The following is a 24,932-nucleotide window of genomic DNA, read 5'->3' on the forward strand; positions in this document are numbered from 1 at the left end:
AAGTCAAGCCGAACAATGCGGGCTTTGGCGAAAGATGTATGCAAATTCGCCAGGGTCAGGTCTGTGATATTTTCATCTTCTTTTCGCGCCTCCGCTGAACCGAGGATGGAATCCGCATCGCCTCACGATACTTGGCAACGGTTCGGCGGGCGATGTCGATCCCTTCCTTCTTCAAAAGATCGACGATGGTGTCATCCGAAAGAATGGCCTTGGGATCTTCGGCGTCGATCAGCGCACGAATCCGGTGACGCACCGCCTCCGCCGAATGGGCCTCGGCCCCATCCGAACCGCCGATCGCCTGGGTGAAGAAGTACTTCAACTCGAAGATGCCGCGCGGCGTGGCCATGTACTTGTTGGACGTCACCCGGCTGACGGTGCTTTCGTGCATGTCGATGGCGGTGGCGATGTCGCGCAGGATCAGCGGCCGCAGCCCCGCGACGCCGCGCACGAAGAAGGCGTCCTGCTGGCGCACGATCTCCGTCGCCACCTTGAGGATGGTGTTGGCCCGCTGGTCCAGCGCCTTGACCAACCAGTTGGCGGTCTGGAAGCTTTCCGCCAGGTAGCCCTTTTCCTCCTTGCCGCGCGCGGACTTCGACACGGTGGCGAAGTAGCGGCGGTTGACCAGCACGCGGGGCAGGGCCTCGCTGTTCAGTTCCACCAGCCAGCCGCCGTCGGGGGCAGTGCGCATGATGACGTCGGGAATGACCGGCTGGGCCGGCACGTCGGCGAAGCGCGAGGCCGGGCGCGGATCGCAGCTCCGGATGTCGGCGATCATCTCCACCAGGTCCTCGTGGTCGGCGCCGCACACCTTCATCAGCTGCGTCATGTCGCGCCTGGCCAGCAGGTCGAGCCGCGCCAGCAGGGCCTCCATGCAGGGGTCCAGGCGATCCTTCTCGCGCAGCTGGATGGCCAGGCATTCCGCCAGGTCGCGGGCGAACACGCCGGGCGGGTCGAAGCGCTGCAGGCGCGCCAGCACGGTTTCCACGCGGTCCACCGGCGCACCCAGGGCCTCGGCGACCTCTTCCACCGGGGTCGCCAGGTATCCCGCGTCGTCCAGGCTGTCGATGAGCGCCTGGCCGATCAGGCGTTCGGGCCCGGGCGGGACGTCGACGGTCAACTGGTCGACCAGGTGGTCGCGCAGGGTCGTGGAGCCGGCGAGGGTGTTCTCGAAGCCGCCCTCGTCATCCATGAAGTCGCGCCGGCCGCCCGCCCCGACGGTCGACCAGTCGCTCAGGCCCGGGTCGGCGCCGCCCGCGTCCGCGGCCGCGCCGCCGCCCGCGTCGTATTCCTGGTAGTCGGCGGAATTGTCCACCTCCACGTCCAGCGGCGCCTCGCCCGTCGGCCCGCCCTCGCGGGCGTCCACCAGCAGGCCCTCGCCGGCGTCGCGGCGGTCGTCGTAGCGCTCGGCATCGGCGGCCCGGTCGCGGGGCTCGGCGCGCTCCAGCAGGGGGTTGCGCTCCAGCTCCTGCTCGACGTAGGCGGTCAGCTCCATGTTGGACAACTGCAACAGCTTGATCGCCTGCTGCAGTTGCGGCGTCATCACCAGGGACTGGGTCTGCCGGAGGTGGAGGCTGGGCGCGAGAGACATGATGCGGCCGGCGTTCCGGGACCTAGAGACTGAACCGATCGCCCAGGTACACCCGGCGCACGCCTTCATGCGCCACGATGTCGTCGGGCGTGCCTTCCATCATCACCTGCCCCTCGTGGAGGATGTAGGCGCGGTCGATGATGTCCAGCGTTTCACGGACGTTGTGGTCGGTGATCAGGACCCCGATGCCACGGTTCTTCAGGTGCGCCACCAGATCGCGGATTTCGCCGACCGCGATGGGGTCGATGCCCGCCAGCGGTTCGTCCAGCAGCACGAAGTGGGGATTGGTCGCCAGGGTGCGGGCGATTTCGACGCGCCGGCGCTCGCCGCCCGACAGGGACAGGGCCGAGGCGCGGCGCAGGTGGGTGACGGAAAACTCCGCCAGCAGGCTCTCCATGCGGTGCTCGCGCTCGTCCTCGTCGTCGGTGGCGACCTCCAGCACGGCGCGCAGGTTCTGCTCCACCGTCATGCCGCGGAAGATGCTGGCTTCCTGCGGCAGATAGCCGATGCCCTGACGGGCGCGGCGGTACATGGGCAGGTGCGTGACGTCGGTGCCGTCCAGCGCGATCAGCCCCGTGTCGGGCGTGATAAGGCCGGTGACGCAGTAGAAGCAGGTGGTCTTGCCGGCGCCGTTGGGGCCCAGCAGGCCCACCGCCTCGCCGCGCTGGACGCCCAGCGAAACGTCGCGCAGCACCGGCCGCCCCTTGTAGGACTTGCCGATGGCCTCCACCGCCAGCCCCGCGGCGCCCGGCAGAACCCGCAGGTCCGGGTCCCGCGACGCCGGCCCGGCCTCGGTGGCCGCGTCAGGTATCGACTGAACGGGTCGAAGCGCCATGGTCACGCCTTTCCTCTCATCCCCGATGGGCCCGCCGGGCGCCGGGCAGGCCCGCAACGGCGCATCCCGCACGATGCGCCGGCGTCAGCTTCCGCCCTGGTCGCTGCCCCGGTTGGGCACCAGCAGCCCGCGCGCCTTGCCGGCGGAGCCGCTGTGCATGGTGCTGATGCCGGTGTTCAGGTTCGTGGTCGCCCGATTGCCCGTCAGCACGTTCTTCTCACGGGTGATTTTAACCGAACCTTCCAGCTCGGCGATACCCGTTTTGGCATTGTAATTGCCTTTGTCGCCCTCGGCGACCTCCTGGGGCGTGGTGATGACCACCGCCCCGTCGCCGTAGATGCGGTCCAGTTCGCTGTCGCCGGCCAGGCTGTCGCCGGTGCCGTCGCCGCCGGTATCACCGCCGCGGGGCGCACGCGCCGGCGTTTCGGCAGCGGCGTCCTCGGCCTCGGGGTCCTCGAAGAAGGCTGTCAGCACATCGGCCCGGATGCGCCGGTCACCCCGCACGGCGATCGCGTCACCTTCGGCGATCGCCTTCTTCTCCACCTCGTAGTAGCGGATTTCGTCGTCGGCCGTGACCACGTCCGTCGGCGTGACCAGCTTGGCCGGGGCTCCCCACAGATAGAGCACGGCGTTGTCCACGTCATAGCGCGCCCGGTTGCCGGTGGCGGTTTCCTGCGGGCTTTCGATGCGGACGTTGCCCTCGGCCGTGAGATTGTAGATCTCGGTGCCGCCGCCCTCTTCTTCGGGACGCTCGCGGTAGTCGGCCGTGAGCACGTCGCCGAAGACCTGCGTGTCGCCCTTGATGGCCACGGCATTGCCGCGCGCGATGAAGCGCTTTTCGTCCTGCACCCACTCGATGCCGTCGTCGGCCAGCACCTCGATGGGCTGCGGCTCGTTCGGGTCGCCGCCGGTGGCAAGGTCGATGGTCTGCGCCGCCGCCGGCGTCACGCCGGCCGCGGTCACGGCGCCCGCGCCCAGCGCCACGGCCAGGGCGGCCGACGCCATCAGGCGGCGAAGCGGGGAAGAGAGCATCATGCCGCACACCATCATCGCACCCTTGTTCACAGCGCCTCGTTCGCCCCCTGGTTCAGGATCAGCCGCGACTTGCCGGTCACCCGGATCCGCTTGCCCTTGTCGGTCAGCACGAAGCCCTCGCCGGTGACGTGGCCGAAGGAGCCCGCGCCCTGCACCGGCTTGTCCCCTTCGGCATCGCCCTGCTCCACATGGATCAGCGCCTCGCTGGTGTGGAACTCGTAGCCCTTGTCGTGGAACAGGTTGACGTTGCCCTTCAGGCGCAGCGTGCCGCCACTCTTGGAATAATAGCCCTTGTCGCCGTTGAGCATGACCCAGGCGCCGCCCTCCAGGTTCATGTCGGCCTTGGGATTCTCAAGCTCCACGATGTCGCCGTCGTCGGACACCTCAAGCGCGCGCGTGGCGGTGACGGCGTAGGGCCGGTTTTCCTCGTTGGTGCCGAAGTAGCGGGCGTTGATCATCTCGATCTGGTCGACGGCGGAGGCCTTGAGCGCGGCGAATCGCACCCGCACCTCTTCCTCCACCACCTGGATCTGCGGCCAGGCCACCACCAGCGCGATCAGGATCAGCGCCGCCGCGGGCAGGCAAAACTTCATCAGCCGGACGAATCCGCTGTAGCCGCGCGCCCGTCGCGGACCTGGCCCGGCGGCGGGCGCCGACGGCCGGTCCTCGGGCGTCGCGCGCAGGCGGTCGTGCCCGGCGGGCGCCATCACGCCACTCCCGCCCGCAGGCAATCGTGGATGTGGATGAGGCCGACGGGCTTGTCGTCCTCCAGAACGAAGAGGCTGGTGACGGCCATGGTGTTGAGGATGCGCAGCGCCTCCGCCGCCAGGGCGCTGGAGCGGATGGTCTTGGGGCCGCGGGTCATCACGTCGGCGACGCGGTGGGCCAGCAGGTCGTCGCTCATGTGGCGGCGCAGATCGCCGTCGGTGACGATACCCGCCAGCCGGCCGTCGTCGTCCAGCACGCCGACGCAGCCGAACGACTTGGCCGACATCTCGACGATGGCCTCGGACATGGGGGCGCCCGGCGCGATGAGCGGCAGCCGGGCGCCGGTGTGCATCAGGTCGCGCACCGTCAGCAGGCGCCGGCCCAACTGACCGCCGGGATGGAAAATCTGGAAGTCGGCGGCGGTGAAGCCCTTGCGCTCCAGCAGGCAGACCGACAGCGCGTCGCCCAGCGCCAGCATCATGGTGGTCGACGTGGTGGGAGCCAGGCCCAGCGGGCAGGCCTCGTTCACGCGCGGCAGCACCAGGGCGGCGTCGGCCTGGGTGGCCAGGGTGGAGGTCTCGCGGCTGGTCATGGCGACCAGCGGGATGCCGAAGCGCCGCGTGTAGCCGATCAGGTCCGCCAGCTCCGGCGTCTCGCCCGAGTTGGACAGGGCGATGACGGCGTCGGCGCGGGTGATCATGCCCATGTCGCCGTGGCTCGCCTCGCCGGGGTGGACGAACTGTGCCGGGCGGCCGGTCGATGCCAGGGTCGCCGCGATCTTGCGGCCGACGTGGCCGCTTTTGCCCATGCCGGAGACGATGATGCGCCCCTCGGTCGCGTCCAGCACGTCCACCGCCTTCTGGAAGGTCGCGCCCAGCGACTGCGCCAGGGCGGTCAGCCCCTCGGCCTCCAGCCCCAGGACCCGGCGCGCCGAGGCGATGTCCGGCGAGGCGGCGGTGGAAGAGGCTTCGGTGGTCTTGGCGTTGTGCTGCACGATGGGCACTCTCTCTACCTGTGCCCGCCGACATGCGGCCGGCGGTGGCGGACGGGGCATCTTGCTGTCGAAAAAAGGCGGAAAGCCGGTCGCGCCCCAGTCGGCCCGAAACTTGCAAAACCCTACGCGGGCGGGGCGTAAGCGTCAACGCCGGGATGGCGCGGACGCCCCATATAAAGGGCGGCCGGACCGGGTCGTCAATCAGTGGGCGAAGATGTCCACCTCGTCCCACCCCGCCAGGTCGAGAGCCCCGCGGGTGGGCAGGAACAGGAAGCACTCGGCGGCAAGGTCGACGCGGCCCTCGCGGGTCAGCAGGGCGTCCAGCACGTCCTTCAGGCGGTGCAGGTACAGCACGTCCTGGGCGGCGTAGGCCTGCTGCTGCTCGGTCAGGATCTCGGCGCCCCAGTCGGACGTCTGCTGCTCCTTGCTGATCTCGACGCCCAGCAGGTTGAGGCACAGGTCCTTCAGCCCGTGGCGGTCGGTGTTGGTGCGGCAGAGCTTGGAGGCGATCTTGGTGCAGTAGAGCGGCGCGCAGTCCACCCCCAGCGACCGCTTGATCATGGCGACGTCGAAGCGCGCGAAGTGGAAGATCTTCAGCACGTCGGGATTCGCCAGCAGGCGTTTGAGGTTGGGGCAGTCGTAGTCGCGCGTCAGCTTGACCAGGTGCGCCGTGCCGTCACCGGCCGAAAGCTGAACGACGCACAGCCGGTCGCGGACCAGGGACAGGCCCATGGTCTCGGTGTCCACGGCGACGGATGCGCCGAAGTCCAGATCGGCGGGGATGTCGCCGTGATGCAGGGTGATGGACATGAAAAACCGCCCTCTCGCCTTTGCGCGCGAGGGGCGCGGCTGGCCGGGGCGGGCTTGGCGCCTGTCGCGCGTCTTTCGTCAGAAGGAACACGCCGCGGCGCGGCATCGCGATTGCGATGAAGGAATAAAGAAAAGTGGTGCCCAGGAGAAGACTCGAACTTCCACGACCTTTCGGCCACAGGTACCTGAAACCTGCGCGTCTACCAATTCCGCCACCTGGGCAGGTGACCAGTGAACCTTGCCGAACCCTTTGACGCTCAAGGACTTTCCGTCCCGTTTGCGTCTCGTCTTCGGCGCCGTTCGCCTTGGAGGCCCGGTATGTACTCCGGCTGGCCGGTGCCGTCAACACGAAAATGCAAAAAATTTTTGCGGCGGTCGTTCGCCGCGGTCGCCAATGGTCCTGGACGCTGCCGCCGGACCGTGGCGTCCTGCCGGTGGACACAAGGTTCCAAGGACGGGGAGGGCAGGCGCATGGGCGTGGAGTTTCTAATTACCGCCATCGTGGTCATCCTGGTGCCCGGCACGGGCGTGCTCTACACCCTGGCCCACGGCCTGGGACGCGGCTGGCAGGCGAGCGTGCTGGCCGCGGTCGGCTGCACGCTGGGCATCCTGCCGCACATCGCCGCCAGCATCGCGGGGCTCGCTGCCCTGCTGCACGCCAGCGCGCTCGCCTTCCAGCTGGTGAAGATCGCCGGTGTCGCCTACCTGCTGTTCATGGCGTGGAGCATGCTGCGCGAGGGCGGCGCCCTGTCGGTGGCGGAGACGCCGGAGGCCGCGCCACCGCTGCGCATCATCGGCAACGGCGTGGCGATCAACGTGCTGAACCCCAAGCTGTCGCTGTTCTTCCTGGCCTTCCTGCCGCAGTTCGTGCCTGCCGATTCGGCGGCGCCGACGCTGGCGATGCTGGGACTTGCGGCGGTTTTCATGCTGCTGACCTTCGTTGTCTTCGTCGGCTACGGCGCCTTCGCGGCGGCGGCGCGCCGACATGTGATCGGCCGGCCCGCGGTGATGCGCTGGCTGCGGCGGGGATTCGCCGCCACCTTCGGGGCGTTGGGCCTGCGGCTCGCCCTGGCGGAGCGCTGACCGCCCCGCGCCCTTGAAGCGCGTCCCGCCCCCTTTTCCATAAAGCCGCCGCGGTCCGTCGTGCGTACCTGTCATGCGGGCGGCGCGGGAAAGACACCGGTCCGGTTGCGTATTTCGCGCGGCTGTGGGATTGTCCGCCCACCTGTAATGGTGGGGCGTCGGCCCCGGCCCAACTGATCTCGGCGGGCGCCAGAGGCCCGCGCAAGGGGAGTATGGATGCGATGACGAAGAAGCCTCGTCTGGTGACGGTGTTCGGCGGCTCCGGCTTCATCGGCCGCCACCTGGTCAGGCGTCTGGCGCGCAATGGCGACCGGGTGCGTGTCGCCGTGCGTGACACGGAAAAGGCCTCGTTCCTCAAGCCCATGGGCGACCTGGGCCAGATTTCGCTGGTGCCGGCCTCCATCCTCGACGACGCCAGCGTCAAGCGCGCGGTTGAAGGCGCCGATGCGGTCGTCAACCTGGTGGGCATCCTGGCCGAGAGCGGCAAGGTCACCTTCGAGCGGATGCATGTGGAAGGACCCGAGCGCATCGCCCGGCTGGCCAAGGAAGCCGGCGTGGGGCGCATGGTGCAGGTTTCGGCACTGGGCGCCTCGAAGGACAGCGATTCGGTCTACGCCCAGACCAAGGCCCGCGGCGAGGAAGCCGTGCGCAAGCATTTCCCCGACGCCGACATCCTGCGGCCCAGCGTGGTGTTCGGTCCCGAGGACCAGTTCTTCAACATGTTCGCGAAGATCGCGCGCCTGTCGCCGGTGCTGCCGTTCTTCACCGACGATGCTCCGGCCATGAAGAAGGACCCGTCGGGCCGCTTCCAGCTCGATCTGGTGGGCGGCGGCGGGCCCAAGTTCCAGCCGGTCTACGTGGGCGACGTGGCCGAGGCCATCATGCGCCTGCTGGACGCCGACGCGCCGACCGGCCAGACGTTCGAGCTGGGCGGTGACGAGGTGCTTTCCATGCGCGACATCATGAAGATCGTCGCCCACGAAACGCGCCGCCGCCGCGCCGTCGTGCCCCTGCCCATGTGGGTGGCCGACGTGGAGGCGACCTTCCTGCAGATGCTGCCCAAGAAGATTCTCACCCGCGACCAGGTGCGCCAGCTGCGCAAGGACAACGTGGTGAGCGGCGAGCTTCCGGGCCTCAAGGACCTGGGCATCGAGCCGACGACGGTGGAGGCGATCGTGCCGACCTACCTGACCCGCTTCCGGTCCATGCACAAGCAGATCATCCTGCGCAACCCCAGCCGCCGCGAGCGCTGAGGAACCCGCCGGAACCGAAACCCGAAGCAGGGGCGCCGCCGCCGCAAAACGGCGCGCCGCCCCGTTGCTCGTCGGGATCATCGCGCCCGGCGGCGCGATAAGGTATTTACGCGAAAGCGCGCCTTCGCCATAAATCCGTCATGCAAGACGACACGCCCACGCGCAAGCGGCCCGCCGGTGCGGCACGCCTCCTGACCCCGTTCATCAGCCCGCATCCGGTATTCCGGGCGCGGCGGGCGACGCTGCCCTGGCTCCTGTGGTTCGGGCTGCCGGTGGGATTTGCCGTCGTCACCCTGCTCCTGCGGCTGCTGGCACCGGACGCCTACCACTGGTTCGCCGGCGACAACGAGTTCGGCTTCGGCGAAAACCTCACGGCGGCGCTGTTCCTGCTGTCGGCGCCCCCGGCGGTCTGGCTGGCGATGGCCGACGGCGTGAAGCAGGTGCCCTGGCTGCGCCTGGGCCTCGCCCTGTTCGCCGTGCTGGCCGTGCTGGTCGCGGGCGAGGAATGGAGCTGGGGGCAGCACTTCTTCGGCTGGGGCACGCCCGACTGGATGGCCGAGGTCAACAAGCAGAGCGAAACCAACCTGCACAACATGGCCGAGCGGGCGCTGGACCAGAAACCGCGGGCCATCGCCGCGGCGCTGATCCTGGTGGGCGGGGTGGTCCTGCCGCTGTGGCGCAAGCGCGGCGGCCTGGCGTGGCTGGACCGCTACCCCATCGCCGCCTGGCTGATGCCGAGCGCGACGCTGGCGCCGGCGGCGCTGCTGGTGTTCCTGCCGCGCATCTTCGACCGCATCCAGGTGTGGTTCAACGTGGCCCTGCCGCCGCCCTTCGACATTCCGACCCGCCATCACCAGGAGATGCAGGAGACCTTCATCGCCATGACGGTCTTCCTCTACGTCACCACCCTGGCGCTGCGGGCGTGGAAGTGGAAGACGGGGCGGGAGTAGGGCGCCTGAGCTAAAAAGGGGGGGCGCCGCAAGGGTGGCCGGCGGCGGGAGTGGATGCCAGCCTACCCATCCACTGCCGGATGCAGCGCGATCACCCGGTTTCCGGGCGGCCCTCGTCAGAGGAAACCATACGCCCAGGCCAGCAGGCCGAGGCCCAGGATGATGCGGTAGACGGCGAAGATGGTGTAGCTGGCCCGCCGCAGCCAGGCCATCAGCAGGGCGATGGCCACCAGGGCCGAGAGGAATGCCAGCCCCGCGCCGACCAAGGCATCCAGCGTGAGCTGCCAGTTGCCGGCGTCCACGATGTCCAGCCCCGCCAGGACGCCGGCGCCCAGGATCGTCGGGATGGACAGCAGCATGGAGATGCGCGCGCTATCCTCGCGCTCGTAGCCCATCAGGCGGGCGGCGGTCATGGTGATGCCCGACCGGCTGGTGCCGGGCACCAGGGCGAGTACCTGGGCGAAGCCGACGACCATCACGTCGCGCCAGCTCATGTGCTCGGCGCGCTTGACGGTCATGCAGAGGCGGTCGATCACCCACAGCAGGATGCCGAAGATCAGCGTCGTCCAGCCGATGATGGCGACGGAGCGGCCGTAGAGCGAGATTTCGTCCTTCAGCAGCAGGCCGACGACGACGATGGGCATGGTGGCGGCGGCGATCTGCAGGGCGAGCCGGCCCATGGGGTCGCGGCGGCCACGCATCATGCGCAACAACCCGGCGGCCATGGCGATCAGGTCCTTGCGGAAGTACAGGATGACGGCGAACAGCGTGCCGACATGCACCGCCACGTCCATGTCCAGCCCCTGGTCGGGCCACCCGGTCACTGCGGGAACAAGCACAAGATGGCCGGAGGAGCTGACGGGCAGGAACTCGCTGATGCCCTGCACCAGCGCCAATACCAGGATTTGTAGAAGTGTCACCGAGGGCCCCCTAGAGGATGGTGTGCGCTCTTATATCACCGGCCGGAGTCGGCGGGAAGAATGGCGATGGTACAAGAATGAGACCTATTTTCGGATTGTCTCGCCATGCGGCCTTCGACCGCCGCCGGACCTCGGCAGGGGAATCCGAAGTTAGTAAACACATTTTCCCTAAATGTGCGTTTTCCCTTGGAATCCGTCATCGGGCGCCTTATTGAATAGCGCACGAGAAGACCCTTCCCGACAAACAGCCCGAGGAGGCCGCGCCATGGCGCGCAACAAGATGCTACGCTTCACCACGCTCGAGCAGGAGTATCCCTCCAAGCGTCCGGCCGAGCTGCGCCGCGAGGACTTCGAGGAGATCTATTCCGCGTTCGAGCCGAAGGCGGCGGAGGATCAGGCGTCCCGTTGCGAGCAGTGCGGCATTCCCTTCTGTCAGATCCACTGCCCGCTGGGGAACAACATCCCCGACTGGCTGATGCTGACGGCCAACGGCCGCCTGGAAGAGGCCTACGCCGTGTCCTCGGCGACCAACAACATGCCGGAAATCTGCGGCCGCATCTGCCCGCAGGACCGCCTGTGCGAAGGCTCCTGCGTGCTGGAGCAGTCCGACCACCGCTCGGTCACCATCGGCGCCGTGGAAAAGCACATCACCGACACCGCCTGGGCCGAGGGCTGGGTGAAGCCGCGCACGCCGGAGAAGGAGAACGGCTTCTCCATCGGCATCATCGGCGCCGGCCCGGCCGGCCTGGCCGCTGCCGAGCAGATGCGCGAGAAGGGTTATGCGGTCGACATCTACGACCGCTACGACCGCGTCGGCGGCCTGCTGATGTACGGCATTCCCGGCTTCAAGCTGGAGAAGTACGTGGTGGAGCGCCGCGTCAAGCTGCTGCAGGACGCCGGCATCACCTTCCACCCCAACACCGACGTCGGCAAGGACATCACCTTCGCCGACCTGCGCGCCAAGCATGACGCCATCCTGATCGCCACCGGCGTCTATAAGGCACGTATGCTGTCCTGCCCCGGTGCCGGCCTGACGGGCGTCAAGCGCGCGCTGGACTACCTGACCGCCTCCAACCGCACCGACCTGGGCGACACGGTGGAGGAGTTCGAGTCCGGCGTGCTGGACGCCAAGGACAAGAACGTCGTCGTCATCGGCGGCGGCGACACCGCCATGGACTGCGTGCGCACCGCCATCCGCCAGGGTGCCAAGTCGGTTAAGTGCCTGTACCGCCGCGACCGCGACAACATGCCCGGCTCCCAGCGCGAGGTGTCGAACGCCACCGAGGAAGGCGTGGAGTTCGTGTGGATGGCCGCACCCGAGGCGCTGCTGGGCGACGAGGACAACCGCGTCACCGCCGTGCGTGCGGTCCGCATGCATCTGGGCGTCGCCGACAGCTCCGGCCGCCAGACGCCGCAGCCCATCGAGGGCAGCCAGTTCAACCTGGACGCCGACCTGGTGATCGAGGCGCTGGGCTTCGAGCCCGAGGAACTGCCAGTGCTGTTCGAGGAGCCGGAACTGGCCGTCACCAAGTGGGGCACGGTGAAGACCGACCACAAGACACTCATGACCTCCATCCCCGGCGTGTTCGCCGCGGGCGACATCATGCGCGGCGCCTCGCTGGTGGTGTGGGCCGTCAAGGACGGCCGCGACGCCGCCGAGCGCATGGACGAATACGTCCGCGCCGCCGCCGAGCAGACTGCCGGCGAGCCCTCCAAGCTCGCCCGAGCCTCCTGAGGGAGCCGTAGACACATGACCGACATCAAGAAGACCACCCCCGTCATCACCGAGACCGGCGAACAGTTCGTCGAGCGCTTCCAGCGCAACGCCGACCTGCTGGCCGCCGCCGGTGCCTACGGCCCCGAGTTCGAGCACGCCAACTGCGGCGTCGGCCTGGTCGCCGCCCTGGACGGCCAGCCCCGCCGCGAGGTGGTGGAGGCCGGCGTCGAGGCCCTGCGCGTCCTGTTCCACCGCGGCGCCGTCGACGCCGACGGCAAGACCGGCGACGGTGCGGGCATCCACGTCCAGATCCCGCAGGACTTCTTCAAGGAACACGTGCAGCGCACGGGCCATGAGCTGACCGAGGGCAAGCTGGCCGTCGGCATGGTGTTCCTGCCCAAGAACGACATGAGCGCCCAGGAGCGCTGCCGCACCATCGTCGAGTCCGAGATCCTGACCTTCGGGTACGAGATCTACGGCTGGCGTCAGGTGCCGGTGGACATCTCGGTCATCGGCGAGAAGGCCAACGCCACTCGCCCCGAGATCGAGCAGATCATGATCGCCAACACCAAGGGCGTGGACGACGACAAGTTCGAGAACGACCTGTACGTCATCCGCCGCCGCATCGAGAAGAAGGTGCTGGCCGAGCATATCACCGAGTTCTACATCTGCTCGCTGTCGTGCCGCTCGATCATCTACAAGGGCATGTTCCTGGCCGAGCAGCTGACCACCTTCTATCCGGACCTGCTGGACCCACGGTTCATCTCGTCCTTCGCCATCTACCACCAGCGCTATTCGACCAACACGTTCCCGACGTGGCGCCTGGCGCAGCCCTTCCGCATGCTCGCCCACAACGGCGAGATCAACACGCACGTGGGCAACTGCAACTGGATGAAGGCCCACGAGACCCGCATGGCGTCCGAGGTCTTCGGCGAGCAGATCGACGACCTCAAGCCCGTGGTCGAGGCCGGCGGCTCGGACTCCGCCTCGCTCGACAACGTGTTCGAGTTGATGTGCCGCGCCGGCCGCACGGCGCCCGAGGTCAAGAGCGTGCTCATCCCCGAGAGCATCGGCCAGAACAAGCTGATGCCCGAAGAGCACCGCGCCATGTTCAGCTACTACAACTGCATCATGGAGCCCTGGGACGGCCCGGCCGCCATCGCCGCCACCGACGGTCGCTGGATCGTCGCCGGCGTCGACCGCAACGGCCTGCGTCCCATGCGCTATTCCATCACCGCCGACGGCCTGCTGATCGTGGGCTCGGAAACGGGCATGGTGCGCTTCAACGAGTCCGAGATCATCGAGAAGGGCCGCCTGGGTCCCGGCGAGTGCGTCGGCGTCGACCTGAAGGAAGGCAAGTTCTACAGCGACAAGACGCTGAAGGACCGCCTGGCCGCGCGCCGTTCGTTCGGCGAGTGGGTCCAGCGCATCACCCACCTGGACAGCCTGATCGAGGCCGCCGACCATGGCGAGACCATGGGCGTGAAGGGCGACGAGCTGCGCCGCCGCCAGTACGCGCACGGCCTGACCATGGAGGACATGGAGCTGATCCTTCAGCCCATGGTCGAGGACGGCAAGGAAGCCATCGGCTCCATGGGCGACGACGCGCCGCTGGCGGTGCTGTCGGACAACTACCGCGGCCTGCACTGCTTCTTCCGCCAGAACTTCAGCCAGGTCACCAACCCGCCCATCGACTCCTTGCGCGAAACCCGCGTGATGAGCCTGAACACCCGGCTGGGCAACCTGGGCAACATCCTGGAGGAGGACGCCAGCCAGTGCGACCTGCTGCAGCTTGAAAGCCCGGTGCTGACCACCGCCGAATTCAACGCCATGCGCAAGCACATGGGCGACACGGCGCACGTCATCGACTGCACCTTTGACGTGAACGGCGGCGACAATGCGCTCCGCGATGCCCTGCACCGCATCCAGCGCGAGGCCGAGGATGCCGTGCGCGGCGGCTGCACGCACCTGGTGCTGACCGACGAACACGCCGGCCCGGCCCATGCGGCGATCCCCATGATCCTGGCCGCCGGCGGCGTGCACACGCACCTGGTCCGCCAGCAACTGCGCACCTTCACGTCCATCAACGTGCGCTCGTCCGAATGCCTGGACGTGCACTACTTCGCCGTGCTGATCGGCGTCGGCGCGACCACGGTCAACGCCTACCTGACGGAAGAGGCCATCGCCGACCGCCACGGCCGCGGCCTGTTCGACGACGTGCCGCTGGGCGACTGCCTGCTGGCCTACAAGAAGGCCATCGGCGACGGCCTGCTGAAGGTGATGTCCAAGATGGGCATTTCCGTCATCTCCAGCTATCGCGGCGGCTACAACTTCGAGGCCATCGGCCTGTCCCGCACCCTGGTGGCCGAGTTCTTCCCCGGCATGTCGTCGCGCATCTCGGGCATCGGCCTTCAGGGCATCCAGAAGAAGGTGCTGGAGCAGCACGCCAAGGCCTATGCGCCGGGCGCCATCGTCCTGCCCATCGGCGGCGTCTACCGCTTCCGTCGCGGCGGCGGCGAGCGCCACGCGTTTGACGGCAACCTGATCCACACGCTGCAGCACGCGGTCGCGACCGACAGCTATCAGACGTACCGCCGGTACGTGGACGGCCTTTACAAAATGCCGCCCATCAACCTGCGCGACCTGATGGACTTCCGCTCCGACCACAGCCCGCTGTCGCTGGACGAGGTCGAATCGACCACCGCCATCCGCAAGCGGTTCGTCACGCCGGCCATGTCGCTGGGCGCCCTGTCGCCGGAAGCGCACGGCACGCTGAACATCGCCATGAACCGCATCGGCGCCAAGTCCGACTCGGGCGAAGGCGGCGAGGACCCGGCGCGCTACCGCCCGGCGCCCAACGGCGACAACGCCAATTCCTCCATCAAGCAGGTCGCCTCGGGCCGTTTCGGCGTCACCGCCGAATACCTGAACCAGTGCCGCGAGATCGAGATCAAGGTGGCCCAGGGCGCCAAGCCCGGCGAGGGCGGCCAGCTGCCCGGCTTCAAGGTGACGGTGGAGATTGCCAAGCTGCGCCACTCCACCCCCGGCGTGATGCTGATCTCGCCGCCGCCGCACCATGACATCTATTCGATCGAGGATCTGGCGCAGCTCATCTACGACCTGAAGCAGATCAACCCCGAGGCCCAGGTCACGGTGAAGCTGGTCAGCCGCACCGGCATCGGCACCATCGCCGCCGGCGTCGCCAAGGCCAACGCCGACGTGATCCTGGTGTCCGGCCACTCCGGCGGCACGGGCGCCAGCCCGCAGACCTCCATCAAGTACGCCGGCCTGCCGTGGGAGATGGGCCTGTCGGAGGTCCACCAGGTGCTGACGCTCAACCGTCTGCGCCACCGCGTGAAGCTGCGCACCGACGGCGGCCTGAAGTCCGGCCGCGACATCGTCATCGCCGCCATGCTGGGCGCCGAGGAATTCGGCATCGGCACCTCGTCGCTGGTGGCGATGGGCTGCATCATGGTCCGCCAGTGCCACTCCAACACCTGCCCGGTGGGCGTGTGCACCCAGGACGAAGCCCTGCGCGGCAAGTTCACCGGCACGCCGGAAAAGGTCGTCAACCTGATGACCTTCATCGGCGAGGAAGTGCGCGAGATCCTGGCCGGCCTCGGCTTCAAGAGCCTGGAGGACGTGATCGGCCGTTCCGACCTGCTGCACCAGGTCAGCCGCGGCGCGTCGCACCTGGACGACCTGGACCTCAACGCCCTGCTGGTCCAGCCGGACAACGGCGGCCTGCCCATCACCAGCCAGATCGAGGGCCGCAACGAGGTGCCCGAGACCCTGGACGCCCAGATGATCGTCGACGCAGCGCCCGCGCTGAACGACGGCGAGAAGATGCAGCTGACCTACAACGTGCGGAACACCCACCGCGCCATCGGCACCAAGCTGTCGCACAAGATCGTGAAGAAGTACGGGATGAAGCACCTTCAGCCCGGCCACATCACGGTCCGCCTGCGCGGCGCCGCCGGCCAGTCGCTGGGTGCCTTCGCGGTGCAGGGCCTCAAGCTGGAAGTCTTCGGCGATGCCAACGACTATGTCGGCAAGGGCCTGTCGGGCGGCATGATCGTGGTCCGTCCGGCCGTCTCCAGCCCGCTGAAGAGCAACGAGAACACCATCATCGGCAACACGGTGCTCTACGGCGCCACCGCCGGCACGCTGCTTGCCGCCGGTCAGGCGGGCGAGCGCTTCGCGGTGCGCAACTCCGGCGCCACCGTGGTGGTGGAAGGCTGCGGCTCCAACGGCTGCGAGTACATGACCGGCGGTCGGGCAGTGATCCTGGGCGCGGTCGGCGCCAACTTCGGCGCCGGCATGACGGGCGGCCTGGCCTATGTCTACGACGAGGACGAAAGCTTCGAGCTGCGCGTCAACCCGGACAACGTCGTCTGGCAGCGGATCGAGGTCGACCACTACGAGCAGGAGCTGAAGGCCCTGATCGAGCAGCACGTCGCCGAGACCCACAGCCCCCACGGCCAGCGCATCCTGGCCAACTGGGAGATGGAGAAGCGCAAGTTCTGGCAGGTCGTGCCCAAGGAAATGCTCGACAAGCTGGACGTCCCCGTCACCGCCGGCGACATCGCCGCCGCCGAGTAAGCCCGACGGTTTGGTCAAAACGAAGAAGGGAGGCAGCCCGGCCGGGCTGCCTCCCCTTTTTTCGTTGGCAGGGACGGGCTTTTCGTGAGGGGAGCCGAAGCGGCCCCCCTGACACTCCCCGGCGCCGAGTGGGTCCGGTGATGCACCGGTGAATTTCCAGCTTTCGCAGGAACGACGGATTCCTAAGTTTCTGTTTTCACGGGAAAAATCTCGTCCCGTCACTCACCGAAAGCGGCTGCCGTTCAGCGATCTTCAACATTCCGCGGGGAGCGCGAGGGGCGGTCGGACCGCTCCTCGCATCCACCTCAGGTCGCCCCGCAGCACTTCTTGTATTTCTTGCCCGAGCCGCACGGACACGGATCGTTCCGGCCGATCTTCGCGTCCCGGCGGACCGGGGCCGCGCCGGGGCGGCCGGCGATGGTTTCGGCTTGGCGCTTGAGCCAGAAGTGGTGGATGTAGGCAACGCTGCCGGGGATGAACTCTTCCGCCTCGGCGCGCAGGGCGGCGGCGCGGTCGGCGTCCATCTTCAGGATGTTGCCGCCGTCCTCGCCGGGTGCCAGGCCGATCAGGGCGGTGACGGTCAGGCGGCCGGTTTCGTCGTCGAACAGCGGCATCCAGTCCTCGCCCATGAGGCTGAGACCGGCGCGGAAGCCCTGCGACCACTCCTCCACCCGCAACGCGCCCGAGGCATCGCGCAGGATCGGCGCATAGGCGTCGGTGTCCGCATCCAGATGGGACAGGATCTGGTTGTAGCGCGCGAGGACGTCCAGGTGGACCGCTTCGGCCTGCGTTTCGTCCCGGTAGTCGGGTTCGGCCTCGCCCCACAGGTGCGGCCACCACTGGCTGGGCAGCAGCATGTCGGGGCCGATGGCGACGGCGGTCAGGAACCCGTCCACATAGGGCAGCGACGGTCCCCCGGCATCGGCCAGAAACCGCTCCAGCCGGTGGCGGGCGGGCATGGTAAAGTCCGGCGGCGCGGGCATGGAACCTCCAGATGAAATGGAATGCGGTGCCGGCGAGCGCATGGCTCGCCGGTCATTTGACGCCCTTGAGCCGTCCCCAGTAGAGCGCGCTGAACACCCCGAACACCAGCAGCGCCAGGGCGACCACGGCGGCGGGGGCCGTGGCGGCGAATCCGCCGGCCGCGCCCGCCGCCGGCATCCAGGAAAAGACCACCACCACGCCCAGCAGGCTGGCGACGGCGTTGCCGCCGGCCACCAGCCGCACGGCGGGTGCGCCGGTCGCCACCGCGCCCTTCAGCGCCACGGCCCAGCCCACCAGCAGGGCGCCGGCGGCTTGCGCGAAAACGGCCGCGCCCTCCAGGACGAGGGGCGCGCCGGCCAGCAGCACGAGGCCCAGCACCGCCCGGAAGGCGGCGTCGGCCTTGAGCACGGTTCGGGCCTTGGGAAGGGGTCCCGCCATGTCGTTCCGGTCAGTCCGCCATGGCGGGGCAGGCGCCCGCCGCCGGCGCCGCACAGCCGCCGGAGGCGCAGGCGGGCGCCGGGGCCGGGCGATGGGTGACGGTCGAGGCGCCCAGCGCCGGGGCGGCCAGCATCTTGGACACCTTGGCCGAGCCGCACGACGGGCAGGCCAGCGCGCCCTCGGCGGACTGGGCTTCGTAGTGGGCGTAGTTGTCGAACCACTGCTCGAAGACGTGGCCGTCGTCGGCGCAGCGCAGTGAATAGCGGATCATCCCCTCACATCCTCCGTCGAAGTCAGAATGCCTCCCATATAGCGCAGGGCCGCCGTGACGGAAACGGCCGATCGCGGATCACGCCCCGACGTCCGCCGCGGCCAGGCTCCGCAGGCGCTCGGGCGGGAGGGACGCCGCATGCTCGACCGCCGCCGCGCCGAAGCGGCAGGCCAGCGAGAGCGCCCGGTCCATGGGCAGGCGGCGGGCCGTCAGTCCATGCAGCAGCCCGGCCGTGAAGGCATCGCCAGCCCCCGTGGTGTCGACGGCGCGGGCGGGGGCGGCGGGCACGCTCACGCGATCGCCGCCGACATGCAGCGCCACGGCGCCGCGGGCGCCTTCGGTCACCACCACCCAGCGGAGCGCCTCGCCGGCCAGCGCCTGGGCGCGGGCCAGCACGTCGCGGGGGTCGAGGCCGGAGGCCACCATCACATGCGCCGGCCAGCGGTCGATGGGCGGCGGCGGCAGGTGGGCGCAGACCAGCGTCTTGCGGGCGGCCACGGCCGCGGCCATCGGTGCGGCGAGCGCCGGCGTGAAGGCGTTGATCCACATGCCGGCCACGCCCGCCAGATCGGCGGCGACCGGCGGGTCGAGGCGGATGCTCAAGGGCTGTTCCACCTTGATGATGGTGCGCTCGGCCGCCTCGTCCACCAGGATCAGCGGGCAGGGCGTCGGGCCGGCGCGCCGCGCCACCCCTGAGGCGTCGATGCCGTGCCCGGCAAGCTCGGCGAGGATGCGGCGGCCGGCGTCGTCGTCGCCCACCGCGCCCCACAGCCGCACCGCGTGACCGGCCAGGGCCAGGGCGACGGCGGTGTTGGCCCCGCCGCCGCCGACGCGGTGTTCGCGCCCCCGCGCCCGCATGCGGCCGCCGGGCAGAAGCGGGCCGTCCAGGTACACGACCTCGTCGAGATTCAAGCCGCCGATGACCGCCATGCGTGACATCCGTCACCTCCGTTCTTGATCGGGGTGTACTAAGGTTCCAAACTATACCTCTGAAGATTGTCCGATCAGGCCCTGCCTCCGATGCGCCCCCCTTCTGCCGTCTTCCTGCGGACGTCCCGCACCACATTGTTCTGGTTCGCCCTGGCCGTCATCGTGCCGGTGGTGGTGCTTGGCGTCTACAACGGTCTGGAGGGACGCCGCCATGCCCTGGACCAGGCCGGGCTGGAGGCCGCCCGCCTGGCGGCGGCGGTGGCGGAACAGCATCGGTCGCTTGTTGAATCGGTGCATGCCCTCATGGTGCTGACCGCACGCGACGACGCGGTCGTGGGTGAGGGCGGCGCGGCCTGCACCGAGCTTCTGGCGACCATGGCGGAGCGCTCGCCGCTGGTTTCGGGCCTGGCGCGGGCGGCCGGCGACGGGCGCGTGGACTGCGCCGCCGGTTCCTTCGGCGCCGTTCTGTCGACGCCGGAAACCAGCGCCATGGGCAACGCCACCCTGACGGGCGCCTTCTCCTCGGGGCCCGGCTTCGTGCCGCCGCAGGGGGAGCGGGCGCTGGTGCCCTTCGCGCTGCCGCTCGCCGCCGTGGATGCCGACGGACTGCCGCTGTACCTGATCGCCAACATCAACCTTGCCTGGCTGCAGGCGCGCATCGACCGGCTGGAGGCGCCGCCGGGGTCGCTGATCCTGGTGACCGACCACGACAACGCCATCATCACCACCGCACCCCACCGGCCGGACCTGATCGGCCGCAGCCTGCCGCGGGGCGCCGAGGTGGGCGGCGACGGTGCCGCCGTCGCCGAGGCGACGCTGGAGACGGGCCGCCCCCGCGTCGTGGCCGTGCGCGACTTCCAGGACGGCGTTCGGGTGGCCGTCGCCCTGGACCGGCGGGCGGTCCTGGCCTCCGCCGATGCCGCGTTCGGCCGCAACGTCGGGCTGCTGATCGTGGTGGCGATCCTGTCGCTGGTGATGGCGGACGCCATCGGTGACCGCGCTTTCGTCGCGCCTCTGCGGCGGCTGACCCGCGCCGCCGGGGCCATGGCCGACGGCAACCTGTCCAGCCGCTTCGGCCGCAGCCAGACCGCGGCCGGGGAAATCCGCGACCTCGCCGCCACCTTCGACGCCATGGCCGACCGGCTGCAGCGGCGCGAGATGGACCTGACCACCGCCAACGGCCGGCTGTCGGCGGTCATCGACGCCGCCCAGGACGGCATCCTGACCATCGACGGCAACGGCATCATCCGGGCCGCCAACCCGGCCGGCGCCCGCATGCTGGGCTATGGCGAGGGCGACCTGAACGGCATGCCGGTCACCGCGCTCATGGAAAACACGCCGCGCAACCACCGGCTTCTGGTGCTGGCGGCGGCGGGGCGGCACGGCGGCGGCGGCTTCCGGCGCGAGATCACCGCCCGGCACCGCACCGCCGGGGGCCTCCCCGTGCGGGTCACGCTCGGGCGCTACGACGACATCCACGGCCCCCGCTTCGTGGCCGTGGTGCACGACGTCTCGGGGGAAAAGCGCCAGCAGGCGGAACTGGAGCGCGCCCGCCGGGCCGCCGAACAGGCCAGTGCCGCCAAGAGCGCCTTCCTCGCCACCATGAGCCACGAGCTGCGCACGCCGCTCAACGCCATCCTGGGCTTTTCCGAAACCATCCGCGACCGCGTGCTGGGCCCGGACCCGGACGGGCGGTTCTATGCCCCCTACGCCGGACACATCCACGACGCCGGCACGCACCTGCTGACGCTGATCAACGACATCCTGGACCTGTCCAAGCTGGAGGCGGGCAAGATGGACATCCGCCCCGAGCCCACGCCCTGCGGGTCGCTGGCCGAATCGGCGCTGCTGCTGGTTTCGGGGCTGGCGGACCGGCGCGGCGTCCACGTCTCGGCCGACATCCCGCCGGGATTGCCGCCGGTGCTGGTCGATCCCCGGGCCGGCAAGCAGATGCTGGTCAACCTGCTGTCCAACGCCCTGCGCTTCACCGATCCCGACGGCCGGGTGGAGGTGCGCGCCCGCGCCGCGGGGCCGGAGCACGTTGCGCTGACGGTGCGCGACACCGGCATCGGCATGACGCCGGACCAGCTTGAACAGGCCCTGGAGGCCTTCGGCCAGGTGGCGGAGGGCGCGCGGCGCGTCGAGGCGGGCGGCACCGGGCTCGGGCTGCCGCTGGTCAAGGCGCTGGCGGAACTGCACGGCGGCCGCTTCCACATCAGCAGCACCAAGGGCCAGGGCACGGCCGTCACCGTCGTCCTGGCGTCGGCCCCGGGCGGGACCATCGGCACGCACATCGGAGCGCCGACGGTGGATGCCGGGACGTGAGCCGCGGCGCATATACCCTTGCGCCTGACGCGACCGGCCGCCGATATACTTTCTTCCCGCCCGGGAACCGGTTGCACCCCCTGCGCCCTGGGCCCCGGACCACTACACTGAAGGGCAGGGCGACGTTCAGCCGGACGCACCCGTCGGGGGGAAGGGAACCAACCGCACCATGACGCATGTGGACAGCTCGAGCCGCGGACCGGCCTCGAACCGCGTCGGCGCAGGCACGGCCACCGTCGCCGCCGCGCTGTCGCACGAGTCCGCGTCCGGCGCCTGGCGGGGTTCGGTCGCGGCTGCGGCTGCGGCTGCGGCTGCGTCGGGTTCGCGCCGGTCCACCTTCCGCCGGACGCCGCTGCACCGCCGCCTGGCGGTCCGGCTGGCCCTGGTCGCGGTCCTGGCGACGGCACCGGCGGCGGGGCTTGCGCTGTGGCACGGGCTGGAGGCGCGCCGGGACGTGGTTTCCGGCGTCGTCGGTGAAGGCCTCGGGCTGGCCCGCGCCCTGTCCGCCCAGCATCGCCTGGCGGTGGAGGACGGCCGCCGCGCGCTTGCGGCCCTGGCGTCGGTATCCGCCGCCGATGCCTGCGGCCTGCCGACGGCCGGGCCGTCGGGCCGGTCCGCTCTGCTGGCCGGCGTCACCCGCTTTTCCGCCGACCTTGCGACACTGTGTTCCGCCGCCGCGCCCGGCCAGGCTCGGCCCCTGCGAATCGCCGCCGAGCGCGCCCGCACCGACGCCGGCCTGGCGACCGGCCCGGCGCTGCCGGCAACGGCGACCACCGCCGGCCCGGCCGACGGGCGCCCGCTGGTGCCGCTGGCCCACGCCACGCCCGACGGCGGCGCCGTGGCGGCGCTGCTCGATCCCGCGTGGCTGAGCCCGCGCCTCGCCGCCCTGCTGCCCGCCGAGGGCGCCCTGGTCGTGGTGACCGACGGCGCCGGCCATGTGGTCGCCACGGTTCCCCGCCGCCCCGCCCTGGCCGGAACCGTTCTGGACGTGGCGCCCGGCCCGCACGAGGGCGCCCTGCCCGTGACGCTGAACGGCCGCTCGATGCTGCTGGCCCAGGCGCCGGCCGACGGCGGGCTGGCGGTGGGTGTGGCCTTTGACCGCACCGCCGTGACTGCCGACGCCGATGCCGCGCTGCTGCGCTCCGGCGGCGGCATCGCGCTGGCGCTGCTGGCCGGGCTGCTGCTGGCCGGGCTGGCGGCGCGGACCATGGTCGCCCGCCCCGTCGCGCGCCTGTCGGACGCCACCGCCGCATTGCAGGAGGGCGGCACGCCGTCGCGCATCGGCCCGCCCTACGCCGGAACCGCCGAACTGGCGGACCTGGAACGCGCCCTGGACACGCTGGGGGAGCGCCTCAGCCGGCACGAGGCGGCGCTGATCAGCAGCGAGACCCAGCTTTCGGTCAAGCGCCAGAGCGAGGAGCGCTTCCGCAACCTTGTGGAACTGGCGCCCGAGGCCATTGTGGTCGAGGCGCGCGGGACCGTGCTCTATGCCAACTCCCGCGCCGTCGACCTGTTCGGGGCCGATGGCATGGAGGAACTGCTGGCCGTCCCGCTGATCGACCACATCCATCCCGAGGACCGCGACGAGGTGCGCCGACGCCTGTCGGACGCCACCACCGACGGGGCGGTGGGCGTCGCCGAGGTGCGCGTGCGGCGCCTGGGGGCCGGCGAACTGGTGGCCGAGGTGGTGGTCGGTCCCATCGCCTATGGCGGCCGGCCGGCGACCCACATCATGATCCGCGATGTCACCGACCAGCGCCTCGCCCGCCGCCGCCTGCGCGAAAGCGAGGAACGCTTCCGCGCGCTGGTGGAAAGCGCGCCCGACCTGATTCTGGCGCACGATCGGGGCCGCATCGTGCTTGCCAACGCCCGGGCGGCGCAGGTGCTGTTCGGCGAAAGCTATGGCGATTCGGTGGTCGGGCGGTCCATCTTCGACATCGTGGACGACGCCGACCGCACCGCCGCCATCGCCCGCATGCAGCAATTCGGCAACGCCCCGCGACCCCTGCCGCCCGTGGAGATGGCGCTGAAGCGCGCCGACGGCGGCCGCATGATCTGCGAGGTGATGACGTCGCCGGTCACCTTCGAGGGGCGGCTGTGCCTGCACACGGTGCTGCGCGACGTCACCGCCCGCAAGGCCGAGCAGGCCAGCGTCGCCCAGTCTGCCAAGCTGGCCACGCTGGGCGAACTGGCCGCGGGCATGGCGCACGAATTGGCCCAGCCCATGAACATCATCCGCATGGCCGCCGAGGCCGGGCTTATGGGGATGGATGCCGCCGGTCCCGCCCGTCCCGGCGCCGCGCCGGGCCATGGCAGCGACACCGATGCCACCGTATCCGCCGCCGACCGCGAACGGCTGGAGCTGATCGCCGGCCAGGCCGGCCGCATGGGCGAGATCATCGACCACATGCGCGTCTTCACCCGCCGAGACACCGGGCCCGAGGAACGCTTCGATGCCGTCGAGGCCGTGCGGGCCGCACTGGCCATGATCGACCACGGCCTGCGCGGCGACGGCATCACCGTGGCCGTGGACCTGCCCGAGGCCGGGAACGCCTGCGTCCGCGGACGGCCGGTGCAACTGGAGCAGGTTGTTCTCAACCTGCTGACCAATGCCCGCGACGCCGTGCTGGACCGCCTGTCGGCAGGCGCGGACGGCGATTCCTGGCGGCCGGAGGTGCGTGTCTCCTGCAGGGCCGAGGGCGGGGCCATCGTCATCCGGGTCGCCGACACCGGCGTCGGCGTGCCAGAAGCCCTGCGCGATCGGCTGTTCGATCCCTTCGTGACCAGCAAGGCCGCCGGCATCGGCACGGGGCTCGGCCTGTCCATCAGCGACGGGCTGATCCGTGCCATGGGCGGTCGCATCGGCCTGGAGGCGCCGCCCGCGGACGGCGGCGCCGTGTTCACCGTCAGCCTGCCCCGCGACGGATCGGCCGCCGACCCCTGCGGCTGCGATGCCCTGCGCCCCGCTGCCCGCCCGGCCGCCGCGCCTGCCCCCGCACTCCCGGCCGGCGCTGACGCCGCGGCCGATACGGCACCGGCGCCCGCGCCCGCGCCGGATGGCGATGGCGACGAGGACGAAGAGGCCTCCGCCCTGGTCGCCCATGTGCTGGTCGCCGACGACGAGCGCGAGGCCGCCGGCCTCATGGCCGACTACCTGCGGGCGCGGGGGCACCGCGTATCCGTGGCGCACGACGGGCTGGCGGCCATCGACATCTTCATGGACGACCCTGCCGACGTGCTGGTCACGGACATGCGCATGCCCGGCTGCGACGGCCGCAACCTCATCGCCAGCCTGCGCAGGCATGTCCCCGAGCTTCCGGTTGTGGTGGTCACGGGACACATCGGCGTACGCGAGGCGCGGGGTCTGGAAACAGACGACCAGGTCGCCGCCGTCCTGCGAAAACCCGTCAGCCTGCAACGTGTGGCCGACTTGGTGGATACTTTGTTCACGGCCACCTTATGAGTTTTTACACGGCAGGGCTGTAAAGG

18 protein-coding genes and 1 tRNA gene are annotated in these 24,932 nt (G+C 69.9%); 7 read left to right on the plus strand and 12 right to left on the minus strand.

What is annotated here, in order from left to right; all coding sequences use genetic code 11:
* Positions 1-55: 55 nt before the first annotated feature.
* From rpoN to LG334_RS01830, 7 genes are all read right to left on the minus strand, one after another.
* Positions 56-1,588, minus strand: a complete 1,533-nt coding sequence (rpoN, locus tag LG334_RS01800) for an RNA polymerase factor sigma-54 (RefSeq protein ID WP_404382732.1) — start codon at positions 1,586-1,588, stop codon at positions 56-58.
* A gap of 22 nt (positions 1,589-1,610) precedes the next feature.
* Complete coding sequence (gene lptB, locus LG334_RS01805) at positions 1,611-2,423, minus strand: LPS export ABC transporter ATP-binding protein (RefSeq protein WP_404382734.1); 813 nt, start codon at positions 2,421-2,423, stop codon at positions 1,611-1,613.
* Between the two features lie 84 nt (positions 2,424-2,507).
* Entirely contained in the window at positions 2,508-3,458 is a 951-nt protein-coding gene (locus tag LG334_RS01810) for an LptA/OstA family protein (protein ID WP_404382736.1), read from the minus strand.
* 26 nt (positions 3,459-3,484) lie between these two features.
* On the minus strand, positions 3,485-4,165 hold the full coding sequence (gene lptC, locus LG334_RS01815; protein WP_404382738.1) for an LPS export ABC transporter periplasmic protein LptC: 681 nt from the start codon (positions 4,163-4,165) through the stop codon (positions 3,485-3,487).
* On the minus strand, positions 4,165-5,160 hold the full coding sequence (locus LG334_RS01820) for an SIS domain-containing protein (RefSeq protein WP_404382740.1): 996 nt from the start codon (positions 5,158-5,160) through the stop codon (positions 4,165-4,167). Before LG334_RS01820 ends, lptC begins: the two co-directional genes overlap by 1 nt.
* Before the next feature lie 201 nt (positions 5,161-5,361).
* On the minus strand, positions 5,362-5,970 hold the full coding sequence (locus tag LG334_RS01825; RefSeq protein ID WP_404382742.1) for a ribonuclease D: 609 nt from the start codon (positions 5,968-5,970) through the stop codon (positions 5,362-5,364).
* A gap of 135 nt (positions 5,971-6,105) precedes the next feature.
* Positions 6,106-6,192 (minus strand) — tRNA-Leu (locus tag LG334_RS01830).
* Between the two features lie 249 nt (positions 6,193-6,441).
* On the opposite strand from LG334_RS01830, the gene LG334_RS01835 reads away from it, so the two are divergent.
* The 3 genes from LG334_RS01835 to LG334_RS01845 all read left to right on the plus strand — a co-directional run bounded on the left by LG334_RS01835 (position 6,442) and on the right by LG334_RS01845 (position 9,256).
* Positions 6,442-7,053, plus strand: a complete 612-nt coding sequence (locus LG334_RS01835; protein WP_404382744.1) for a LysE family translocator — start codon at positions 6,442-6,444, stop codon at positions 7,051-7,053.
* Between the two features lie 221 nt (positions 7,054-7,274).
* On the plus strand, positions 7,275-8,306 hold the full coding sequence (locus tag LG334_RS01840; protein WP_404382746.1) for a complex I NDUFA9 subunit family protein: 1,032 nt from the start codon (positions 7,275-7,277) through the stop codon (positions 8,304-8,306).
* 140 nt (positions 8,307-8,446) lie between these two features.
* On the plus strand, positions 8,447-9,256 hold the full coding sequence (locus tag LG334_RS01845; protein WP_404382748.1) for a hypothetical protein: 810 nt from the start codon (positions 8,447-8,449) through the stop codon (positions 9,254-9,256).
* Positions 9,257-9,372: 116 nt separating this feature from the next.
* Here LG334_RS01845 and LG334_RS01850 read toward each other — a convergent pair whose 3' ends face one another.
* Positions 9,373-10,176 carry an undecaprenyl-diphosphate phosphatase gene (locus LG334_RS01850; RefSeq protein ID WP_404382750.1) on the minus strand — a complete coding sequence of 268 codons (804 nt, stop codon included), beginning with the start codon at positions 10,174-10,176 and terminating at the stop codon, positions 9,373-9,375.
* A 265-nt stretch (positions 10,177-10,441) separates the two neighbouring features.
* On the opposite strand from LG334_RS01850, the gene LG334_RS01855 reads away from it, so the two are divergent.
* Positions 10,442-11,911, plus strand: a complete 1,470-nt coding sequence (locus LG334_RS01855; protein WP_404382752.1) for an NAD(P)-dependent oxidoreductase — start codon at positions 10,442-10,444, stop codon at positions 11,909-11,911.
* A 15-nt stretch (positions 11,912-11,926) separates the two neighbouring features.
* Positions 11,927-16,495 (plus strand): glutamate synthase large subunit, encoded by a 4,569-nt coding sequence (gene gltB / locus LG334_RS01860; RefSeq protein ID WP_404382754.1) that lies wholly within the window; start codon positions 11,927-11,929, stop codon positions 16,493-16,495.
* Positions 16,496-16,800: 305 nt separating this feature from the next.
* Here the strand turns inward: gltB and LG334_RS01865 are convergent, their stop codons facing one another.
* The 4 genes from LG334_RS01865 to LG334_RS01880 all read right to left on the minus strand — a co-directional run bounded on the left by LG334_RS01865 (position 16,801) and on the right by LG334_RS01880 (position 19,127).
* Positions 16,801-17,478 carry a UPF0149 family protein gene (locus tag LG334_RS01865; RefSeq protein ID WP_404382756.1) on the minus strand — a complete coding sequence of 226 codons (678 nt, stop codon included), beginning with the start codon at positions 17,476-17,478 and terminating at the stop codon, positions 16,801-16,803.
* Between the two features lie 52 nt (positions 17,479-17,530).
* Positions 17,531-17,917, minus strand: coding sequence for a hypothetical protein (locus LG334_RS01870; RefSeq protein ID WP_404382758.1), 387 nt, complete (start codon positions 17,915-17,917; stop codon positions 17,531-17,533).
* A 10-nt stretch (positions 17,918-17,927) separates the two neighbouring features.
* Positions 17,928-18,188: a DUF1178 family protein gene (locus LG334_RS01875; protein ID WP_404382760.1), complete on the minus strand. Its 261-nt coding sequence runs from the start codon at positions 18,186-18,188 to the stop codon at positions 17,928-17,930.
* 78 nt (positions 18,189-18,266) lie between these two features.
* Positions 18,267-19,127 (minus strand): PfkB family carbohydrate kinase, encoded by an 861-nt coding sequence (locus LG334_RS01880; RefSeq protein WP_404382762.1) that lies wholly within the window; start codon positions 19,125-19,127, stop codon positions 18,267-18,269.
* A gap of 81 nt (positions 19,128-19,208) precedes the next feature.
* Here LG334_RS01880 and LG334_RS01885 point away from each other — a divergent pair, with 81 nt between their 5' ends.
* Together LG334_RS01885 and LG334_RS01890 are read left to right on the plus strand one after the other, a co-directional pair.
* Complete coding sequence (locus LG334_RS01885) at positions 19,209-21,443, plus strand: ATP-binding protein (protein ID WP_404382764.1); 2,235 nt, start codon at positions 19,209-19,211, stop codon at positions 21,441-21,443.
* Positions 21,444-21,612: 169 nt separating this feature from the next.
* Positions 21,613-24,906: a PAS domain S-box protein gene (locus LG334_RS01890; protein ID WP_404382766.1), complete on the plus strand. Its 3,294-nt coding sequence runs from the start codon at positions 21,613-21,615 to the stop codon at positions 24,904-24,906.
* Positions 24,907-24,932 lie beyond the last annotated feature (26 nt).

It is taken from the genome of Caenispirillum salinarum (genome assembly GCF_044803115.1).
GTDB lineage: Bacteria > Pseudomonadota > Alphaproteobacteria > Rhodospirillales > Rhodospirillaceae > Caenispirillum > Caenispirillum salinarum_A.